Below are 7,946 nucleotides of genomic sequence, written 5' to 3'. Positions count from 1 at the left end.
GGTCCGGGACGTCGTCGCCGAGGATTTCCAGCGCGCGCTCGACGCGTGCGCCGGCGGCCACCGCGGCCCGGGCCGAACGACGCAGGTTCGCGTCGTCGAAGTTGGCCAGCCGGTTCGCGGTCGCGCGGACCTCCCGGCGCATCCGCCGCTCCTCCCACGCCAGCACCGACTCGTGCGCACCCAGCCGGGTGAGCAGCGCACCGATCGCGTCACCGTCGCGGATGACCACGCGGTCCACGTTGCGCACCTCGCGCGCCTTGGACCCGATCCCGAGCCGGCGGGCCGCACCGACCAGCGCGAGCGCGGCCTCCGGGCCCGGGCAGGTCACCTCGAGCGAGGACGACCGGCCCGGCTCGGTCAACGAGCCGTGCGCCAGGAACGCCCCGCGCCAGGCCGCCACGGCGTCGCAGGATGCGCCGGAGACGACCGCCGGCGGCAGCCCGCGGACCGGACGCCCGCGGTTGTCCACCAGGCCGGTCTGCCGGGCCAGCGCATCCCCGTCGCGGACGACGCGGACGACGTACTTGGTCTGCTTACGGATACCGGACGGGGAGATGACCACCACGTCCGACGGGTGCCCGAAGATCTCGGCGATGTCCTTGCGCAGCCGCCGGGCAGCGGCGCCGCTGTCCAGCTCGGCCTCGACGACGATCCGTCCGGAGACGAGGTGCAGACCGCCCGCGAACCGGAGCACGGACGACACCTCGGCCTTGCGGCAACAGGGCTTCGTGACCTGGATACTGGTCAACTCGGACTTCACCTGTGCTGTCATCGCCATGAAGGCATCCTCCCACCGTTGTCAAAGACCCTCCGGGCACACCAGTCCAACGGAACGGACGGTGCCCTGTTACGGGTCGTGCAACCTTCGGGCGGGGTGACCGCCTGCGCAGCCGACCGTGCCGGCGGACCGGAAGATCGAGCTCGCCGCGCCGATCACCCCGCAGGTCGTGCTCACCGAGGACCCGGCCACCGGCAAGCCGCTGCGGCCGGTCCCGCCGGTCAGTCCGGTCGGCGACGACTCGATCCGGACCCGGTGCAAGACGCCGGACGACGCCTACTTCAGCAGCGGTGGCCCGATGCCGGGGCAGGACGCACGGACCTACGACGCCGGGAGGATCACTCCGGACTGGAAGGTCGTCCTGAAGACGGGCACCGGGATCGACTTCACCGCCCTGCTGGTCTCAGCCGGCGACAACGTCGTTGCCTGGTGTCACATGTACGGCCAGGCCGATCACTACGACTACGGACGAAGCGCCGTCCCGGCCACCGGGAAGTTCGGGGTCGGCCTGGAGTGGGGCCAGGTCCCCGACGGGGTCGCGCAGATCGTCGTCGACCTGCCGAGCGGCCCGGTCCGCGCACTGATCTCGAACGGATTCTTCCTCTGGGGCCTGACCGGCGGGAACTCCGACGTCAAGAACGTGCGCGTCCGCGGCTTCGATGCCCAGGGCAAGCAGGTGTACGACGCCAGGCACGACGTCGACGCGAGCTAGCCACGGCCTAGGCGAAGATCTCCCTGAAGACCTTGGCGAGTTTGTCGGGGGCGTGATGGAGGTGGCGGTCGTCGTCGGCGATGTCGGCGATGACCAGGTCGGCGCCGAGCGACTCCGCCGTACGGTGCAGGGACTGTGGATCGGGAACGTGGCCCTCGTCGGCGAGGACCACGTCGATCCGCAGGTCGGGGGCGTGCGCGGCCAGCACCTCGAGGTGCGTCTCCGGCGAGAAGCCGTCGGTCTCGCCCTTCTGCTCGCCGAGGTTCAGCGTGAGCACGCGGCGGGCGCTGGTCTGCTCGAGGCCACGGCACAGCGCCGGGACCAGCAGGTTCGGGATCACCGACGTGAACCACGACCCGGGCCCGACGACGACCCAGTCGGCCTCCGCGACGGCCACCAGCGCCTCGGGGCAGGCCGGCGGGTCGGCCGGGTCGAGCGCGACGTCGACGACGTGCCCTTCGGTGGTCGCCACCTCGGCCTGACCGCGAATCTCGGTGATCGCCTCAGGGTGCTCGGGGTCCAGGCCGAGCACCCTGGCCGTGATGTCCAGCGGTACGGCGGACATCGGCAGCACCCGGCCTTGCGCGCCGAGCAGCCGGGCGACCCAGTCCAGTCCGTCGACCGCCTCGCCGAGCAACTCCCACAACGCGACGATCAGCAGGTTGCCGACCGCGTGGTCGTGCAGTGCGCCGTCACTGCGGAAGCGGTGTTGCAGCACGTCGGCCCACGTCCGGCCCCACTCGTCGTCGCGGCACAACGCAGCCAGCGCCATCCGCAGGTCCCCCGGCGGCAGCACCCCGAGCTCGCGGCGCAACCGGCCGGACGAGCCCCCGTTGTCGGCGACCGTGACGACCGCGGTCAGCTGGTCGGTGACGTGGCGGAGCGCGGACAGGGAGGCCGCCAGGCCGTGTCCCCCGCCGAGTGCGACAACCCGGGGTGCCGACCGGAGGCCAGGGGGGTGACCCCCAGGCGACAAGCCGGAGTCCTTCGGCCCACGCTCTCCGCGGGCAGAGCTGTCCCAGGAGCTCTGGCTCACTCCCGCCCCAGATCCCGGTGTACGACCAAGGTCGGTGACCCTTTCTCGCGCAGCCTGCGGGCGATCTCCTCGGCCATCGCGACGCTGCGGTGCTTACCCCCGGTGCAGCCGATCGCGACGGTGACGAAGCGCTTGCCCTCGTTCAGGTAGCCGGTCCGCAAGGTGTCCAGCACGTCCACGTAGTTCTGCAGGAACTGCTGGGCCAGCGGATGGCCGAGGACGAAGTCTGACACAGGATGGTCCTGCCCGGTCATCGGGCGCAGGTCGGGCTGCCAGTACGGGTTCGGGATGAACCGCATGTCGGCGACCACGTCCGCGTCCACCGGGATGCCGTACTTGAACCCGAACGACACCACGGTCGCCCGGAGCTCGGCGTTCTCCTCGTCGCCGAAGGCGTTCACGATCTTCGCGGCGAGCTGGTGGATGTTCATGTTGGACGTGTCGATCACCAGGTCGGCGCCGGCCCGGATGTCGCCGAGCAGCTCGCGCTCGCGCTGGATCCCGGTCAGCAACCGGCCCTCGCCCTGCAGCGGGTGCGGCCGGCGGACACTCTCCTGCCGCCGGACGATCACGTCGTCGGAGGCCTCCAGGAAGACCGTCACCGGCCGGTGGCCCTGGAGCCGCAGGTCGTGCACCGCCTGCGGCAACTCGTCGAAGAACATCCCGGTCCGGACGTCGACGACGACCGCGAGCCGTGGCGCCGCACCCGTGTCGACGACCTGCTCGACGATGGTGGTGAGAAACATCGGCGGCAGGTTGTCCACCACGAACCAGCCGAGGTCTTCCAGTACGTCCGCGACCGAACTCCGTCCCGCGCCCGACATCCCGGACACGATGATGAGATTGCCGCCCTGGTCCGCCATCAGTTCTCTGTTCTCCCTGGATCCCCGTCGGCCGCGTTGTCCGGCCGCTGCCCGGCAGGCGCCGGGACCTCGTCCTCCAGTATCTCGCCCGTGGCCATGTTCACCGCGGGCGACCGGCCGGTGTCGGCCTCCGTTGCCGCAGCGTTCACCGCGATGACCACCGATTCCGCCGTACGGCGGCCGAATCCAGGCAGGGCGGCGACCTCGTCGACGGTCGCCTCGCGCAGCTTCTTCAGCGAGCCGAAGTGCCGCAGCAGGGTCTTGCGGCGGACCTCGCCCAGCCCCGGCACGTCGTCGAGGACGCTCTCCACCATCGACTTGGACCGCCGGTTGCGGTGGTGGGTGATGGCGAACCGGTGCGCCTCGTCGCGTAGCCGCTGGAGCAGGTAGAGGCCCTCCGAGGTCCGGGAGAAGATCACCGGGTCCTCCTCGTCCGGCACCCACACCTCCTCGAGCCGCTTGGCCAGACCGCAGACCGGGATGTCGCCGAGCCCGAGCTCGTCCAGTGCCTGCCGCGCGGCCGCGACCTGCGGCGGCCCGCCGTCGACCACGACCAGGCCCGGCGCGTAGGAGAACTTGCGGGCCCGGCCGGTCTCCGGGTCGATCAGGTTCGCCGCCGGGTCCTCGTCGTCCTGCAGCGTGGCCCGTTCGTCGAGCAGCCGCTTGAACCGCCGGGTGAGCACCTCGGCGATCGAGGCGACGTCGTTCTGCCCGTCGACGCCCTTGATGACGAACCGCCGGTATTCGCTCTTGCGCGGCAGGCCGTCCTCGAACACCACCATCGAGGCGACCACCTCGGTGCCCTGCAGGTTGGAGACGTCGTAGCACTCCAGCCGCAGCGGCGCCTCCGGCAGATCGAGGCCGGCCTGGATCTCCTCGAGCGCCTGGTTGCGGGTGGTCAGATCGCTGGCCCGCTTGGTCTTGTGCATGGTGAGCGTCTGCAGCGCGTTCCGCTCGACGGTCGCCATCAGCGCCTTCTTGTCACCGCGCTGCGGGACCCGGATGAACACCTTGGAGCCGCGCAGCTCGGACAGCCACTCGGTCAGCGCGTCCGCGTCCTCGGGCTCGGTCGGCACCAGGATCTCCCGCGGGATCGCGTCGCCGGAGTCACCGGCGTACGTCTGCTGGATGAACCGTGAGACCAGGTCGCCGGTGGTCGCGGTGCCGTCGGCCTTGTCGGCGATCCAGCCGCGCTCGCCGCGGATCCGGCCGCCGCGGACGTAGAAGATCTGGACGGCGACCTCGAGCGGGTCCTCGCTGAGCGCGATCACGTCGGTGTCGGTGCCGTCGCCGAGGACGACCGCGTTCTTGGCCAGCGCCTTCTCCAGCGCGGCCAGGTCGTCGCGGATCTTCGCGGCCCGCTCGTACTCGAGCTCGGCCGCGGCCGCCCTCATCTCCTTCTCCAGCCGGCGGACGTAGGTCGCGGTCTGGCCGGAGAGGAACGCGGCGAAGTCGTCGACGATCTTGCGGTGCTCGTCCTGGCTGACCTGGCCGGTGCACGGAGCCGCGCACTTGCCGATGTAGCCGAGCAGGCAGGGCCGGCCGATCTGGCGGTGCCGGTTGAAGACGCCCTTGCTGCACGAGCGCATCGGGAACACCCGCAGCAGCAGGTCGACGGTCTCCCGGATCGCCCAGGCGTGGCTGTACGGACCGAAGTACCGCACGCCCTTCTTCTTCTGGCCGCGGCCGACCATCACCCGCGGGTAGTCCTCGTTGAGGGTGATCGCAAGCCACGGGTACGACTTGTCGTCGCGGTACTTCACGTTGAAGCGCGGGTCGTACTCCTTGATCCAGGAGTACTCCAACTGCAGCGACTCGACCTCGCTGCCGACCACGGTCCACTCGACCTTCGCCGCCGTCGTCACCATCGCCTGGGTGCGCGGGTGCAGGTTCACCAGATCCTGGAAGTACGACGACAGCCGGGCCCGCAGGTTCTTCGCCTTGCCGACGTAGATCACCCGCCCGGCGGAATCGCTGAAGCGGTACACACCAGGTGAGTCGGGGATCGACCCGGGAGTGGGACGGTAGGACGACGGATCAGCCACTCATCCACCCTAGTTCGCCGCACGGACAATCCCGGAATTCCGCCGAAGTCTCAACAACTAGTTCAATGACACACTTGAAGGCATGACTGTTGACGAGATGGACCTCCTGATCCGGAGGTACGACGGCGTCCGACGGCTCGAGGCTCAGGGCGACCTGTTCTACCTGTACGACCCGGCGGCGGACCTGCCGCCGGAACGGCAGCAGCCGTTCGCCACGATCGTGACCGGCGACCACTACGAGAAGGTCTCCCGGCTCGACGAGCCCGGGGCCTGGCGACTCAACATCGGGGTGACCAAGGCGACGTACACCTCCTTGTTCGGGGCGGTGCCGACCGAACGGGACGCGGACTGGGTGCTGGACTCGGGTCGCGACTACGCCGAGCGCGGCGTCCTGATGCCCCATCCGTTCTACGCCTCGCAGCACTGGGTGGCCATGGTCTCGCCGACGGACCTGGCGCCGCTCGAGCCGTTGCTGGCCGAGGCGTACGACTTCGCCGTCCGCAAGTACGACCGGCATCGGGCACGGCAAATGCACTGACGCCTTGCGGTCGTGTTGCGGCTTGCCCCATAAGCCGGGTCTGACCCCCGGTTGGGATGAGCGGACTTCTTAGCGTGTGACCCAGGGTAGATGCGCAGGACCTTTGCGTAAGGCAACTGGGCCTTGCGCTGACTCGAGGGAGCCGCCCATGTCCCCATCCGTACGTCGACCGCGCGCCGTGCTCGCGGCGCTCGCACTGGCCGCCACCGCGATCGTCACCACCGCCGGCAGCAACGCCGACGAGCCCGCGGTGACGATCCGCGGTGCCGACAGCCCGGACGCCATCGCCGGCAGCTACATCGTCGTCCTCGCCGGCCAGCGGACCCAGGCCGAGACGCGGGCCACCACCGCGAGCCTGGCGAGCAGCTACGACGTCGAGGTGCGCGACCAGTACGCCGCCTCGATCAAGGGCTTCTCGGCCGGCATGACCGAGGAGCAGGCGAAGAAGGTGGCCGCCGACCAGCGGGTGGCGTTCGTCCAGCAGAACCAGAAGATCACCGTCAGCCAGGACGACCCGCCGTGGGGCCTGGACCGCAGCGACCAGCGTGACCTGCCGCTGGACAAGAAATTCGAGGCCTCCAGTACGGCCGGGAACGTGAACGTCTACGTGATCGACACCGGCATCTACGCCGCCCACAAGGACTTCGGCGGCCGGGCCGCGGTCGGGGCCGACACCGTCGGCGACGGCCAGAACGGCGTCGACTGCCACGGACACGGCACCCATGTCGCCGGCACCGTCGCCGGGACGACGTACGGCGTCGCCAAGGGCGCGAAGGTGTTCGGCGTCCGGGTGCTCGACTGCCAGGGGTCTGGCTCGACCGAGTCCGTCATCGGCGGGATCGACTGGGTGACCAAGAACGCGAAGAAGCCCGCGGTCGCGAACATGAGCCTCGGCGGGGTCGCCGACGACGCGCTGGACGCCGCGGTGAAGGCGTCCGTAGGCGCCGGCATCACCTACGCGGTTGCCGCCGGCAACGAGAGCTCGGACGCCTGCGCGAGCTCGCCGGCCAGGGAGCCGTCGGCGATCACCGTCGGCGCGACCGACGACCGGGACCAGAAGGCGTCGTTCTCCAACTGGGGCAAGTGCGTCGACCTGTTCGCGCCGGGGGTCGGCGTCCTGTCCGCCGGGATCACCGGCCCCGACGCGACCGACACGATGAGCGGCACGTCGATGGCGTCGCCGCACGTGGCCGGCGGGATCGCGCTCTACCTGGCCGACCACCCGGACGCCACCCCGGCCGACGTGACGACCGCACTGGTCGGCGCGTCCACCCCGGACAAGGTGGGCGACCCGGGCACCGGCTCGCCGAACAAGCTGCTGTACGTCGGCAAGGTCGACCCGGCCGCCCCGCGCTGATCACCAGCTGATCGACCACCGAGGAGAGCCCGGCCCCCGAAGGCCGGGCTCTTCTCGTGGCTCCCCGTGCGACCGCACGCGGCCGGTCTTCGGTCAGGTCGTCTGGACGATGTTGCTGCCCTGGACGGCGACGTCGACTCCCGGCAGCGGCCGCCGGGCCGGACCGCTGACCACGCTGCCGTCGCTGATGCTGAAGTGGCTGTTGTGGAACGGGCAGACGATCTGGCCGCCCTCGACGGAGCCGATCGGGTTGCCCTGGTGGGTGCAGACGGCGGAGAACCCCTTGTACTGCCCCGCGGCCGGCTGGGTCACCACGACCTTGGCGTCGGTATAGACCTTGCCGCCGCCGACCGGTACCTCGGACGCCGGGCCGAGCACCGTGCCGCTCGCCGGAGCGCTCGAGGACGGCGCACTCGAGGACGGCGCCGAACTGGAGGCCGAGGTCGGCGCACTGGAGGGCGGGGCCGAGGTGCCGGTGGTCCCGGCCGAACCCGCGTCCTCTCCCCCGCCGCAGGCGGCCAGGATCGGCGCGCCGGCGCCGGCCAGCGCGACCATGGCAGCGCAGCGAAGCACCGACCTCCGGTCGCGCAGGGAGTCACCCGCGGGTGTCGCCTCGG

8 protein-coding genes are annotated in these 7,946 nt (G+C 70.7%); 3 read left to right on the top strand and 5 right to left on the bottom strand.

Translation table 11 applies throughout. The features are described from left to right. Positions 1–778, bottom strand: a 778-nt coding sequence (whiA, locus tag E1218_RS33650) for a DNA-binding protein WhiA (protein ID WP_132327088.1), incomplete at its 3' end; no start/stop codon positions are given. Positions 779–896: 118 nt separating this feature from the next. Between whiA and E1218_RS33645 the strand changes: the two genes are divergently transcribed. After that, complete coding sequence (locus tag E1218_RS33645) at positions 897–1,490, top strand: hypothetical protein (RefSeq protein WP_132327087.1); 594 nt, start codon at positions 897–899, stop codon at positions 1,488–1,490. A 7-nt stretch (positions 1,491–1,497) separates the two neighbouring features. Here E1218_RS33645 and E1218_RS33640 read toward each other — a convergent pair whose 3' ends face one another. From E1218_RS33640 to uvrC, 3 genes are read right to left on the bottom strand one after another with little or no spacing between them, the layout of a single operon-like run. Continuing rightward, positions 1,498–2,466 carry a gluconeogenesis factor YvcK family protein gene (locus tag E1218_RS33640; protein WP_132327086.1) on the bottom strand — a complete coding sequence of 323 codons (969 nt, stop codon included), beginning with the start codon at positions 2,464–2,466 and terminating at the stop codon, positions 1,498–1,500. Between the two features lie 56 nt (positions 2,467–2,522). Next, positions 2,523–3,389 carry an RNase adapter RapZ gene (rapZ, locus tag E1218_RS33635; RefSeq protein ID WP_132327085.1) on the bottom strand — a complete coding sequence of 289 codons (867 nt, stop codon included), beginning with the start codon at positions 3,387–3,389 and terminating at the stop codon, positions 2,523–2,525. After that, positions 3,389–5,434: an excinuclease ABC subunit UvrC gene (gene uvrC, locus E1218_RS33630; RefSeq protein ID WP_132327084.1), complete on the bottom strand. Its 2,046-nt coding sequence runs from the start codon at positions 5,432–5,434 to the stop codon at positions 3,389–3,391. Before uvrC ends, rapZ begins: the two co-directional genes overlap by 1 nt. 82 nt (positions 5,435–5,516) lie before the next feature. On the opposite strand from uvrC, the gene E1218_RS33625 reads away from it, so the two are divergent. Together E1218_RS33625 and E1218_RS33620 are read left to right on the top strand one after the other, a co-directional pair. Beyond that, positions 5,517–5,972, top strand: coding sequence for a DUF6194 family protein (locus E1218_RS33625; protein WP_132327083.1), 456 nt, complete (start codon positions 5,517–5,519; stop codon positions 5,970–5,972). 148 nt (positions 5,973–6,120) lie between these two features. Next, complete coding sequence (locus E1218_RS33620) at positions 6,121–7,329, top strand: S8 family peptidase (RefSeq protein WP_132327082.1); 1,209 nt, start codon at positions 6,121–6,123, stop codon at positions 7,327–7,329. 93 nt (positions 7,330–7,422) lie between these two features. Here E1218_RS33620 and E1218_RS33615 read toward each other — a convergent pair. Then, the coding region (locus E1218_RS33615) for a Rieske (2Fe-2S) protein (protein ID WP_325052874.1) at positions 7,423–7,946 on the bottom strand (524 nt) is incomplete at its 5' end.

The organism is Kribbella turkmenica, assembly GCF_004348725.1.
GTDB lineage: Bacteria > Actinomycetota > Actinomycetes > Propionibacteriales > Kribbellaceae > Kribbella > Kribbella turkmenica.
Note: the sequence above shows the minus strand (reverse complement) of the source record. Positions and strands in the feature narration are given on the sequence as shown.

What these genes read in the sequence shown, in the direction of transcription:
- E1218_RS33620 (WP_132327082.1), top strand. Translation starts at nt 6,121, where the DNA reads ATGTCCCCATCCGTACGTCGACCGCGCGCCGTGCTCGCGGCGCTCGCA.
- E1218_RS33625 (WP_132327083.1), top strand. Translation starts at nt 5,517, where the DNA reads ATGACTGTTGACGAGATGGACCTCCTGATCCGGAGGTACGACGGCGTC.
- rapZ (WP_132327085.1), bottom strand. Translation starts at nt 3,389, where the DNA reads ATGGCGGACCAGGGCGGCAATCTCATCATCGTGTCCGGGATGTCGGGC.